At 65.3% G+C, this 668-nt stretch carries 1 protein-coding gene and 1 pseudogene; both read right to left on the bottom strand.

The window, feature by feature from the left end; translation table 11 throughout:
- The coding region (locus EN893_RS36650; RefSeq protein WP_206640270.1) for an aspartate/glutamate racemase family protein at positions 1 to 430 on the bottom strand (430 nt) is incomplete at its 3' end.
- Positions 423 to 668: pseudogene (locus EN893_RS36645) on the bottom strand (RNA methyltransferase); the annotation flags it as partial. The gene EN893_RS36650 and the pseudogene EN893_RS36645, both read right to left, overlap by 8 nt.

Below are 668 nucleotides of genomic sequence, written 5' to 3'. Positions count from 1 at the left end.
CGACCAGGCGGACATGGCATTTCTGTGCCCATTTGCTGATCAGGTCGCGCGTGTATTGGCGCTTGACGGTGCCAGGCGTCGCCAGCACCGAAACCAGCCCTGAGCGCGTACGTTCCGCCGCCGGTTTGATCGCAGGCACCATGCCGACGAAAGGATGCTCGGGAAATCTATCGCGCAACGCATCGATCACCAACGTCGAGGCGGTGTTGCAGGCGATGACGGAAATGGCCGGCGCAAAGCGCTCAAGCAGTTTGCCGAACAATTCGAGTATATGCGCCCTCAGCGCCGGCTCTTCCCAAGCGCCGTAGGGAAACGCAGCGTCGTCGGCGACATAGATGAAGCGGCGATCGGGCATCAGCACGCGCGCCTCGCGCAGCACGGTAAGCCCGCCGATGCCCGAATCGAACATCAGGATCGGCCGCTCAGTCATTGTCGGTTCCTTTTCCGCCAAGCGGCGGTATGTCATCGTCCTTGCCGGTGTCGGCAAGGCGCGCCGCTTCCGCCTTGCGGGCCCGCGCGGCGGCCGCGGGCAAGCGCCGCGGGTCGTCGCCAGGGGACCCGTCGCCGCGCGGCATCGCCGGAGAAAACCTGTCGAGCGACGAAATAATGCCGCGCAGCACCTTCAGCTCCGGTTCGGCAAAACCGGGGCGTGTCAGCACCGCGCGAAG

It is taken from the genome of Mesorhizobium sp. M7A.F.Ca.CA.004.04.2.1 (assembly GCF_004022825.1).
GTDB lineage: Bacteria > Pseudomonadota > Alphaproteobacteria > Rhizobiales > Rhizobiaceae > Mesorhizobium.
Note: the sequence above shows the minus strand (reverse complement) of the source record. Positions and strands in the feature narration are given on the sequence as shown.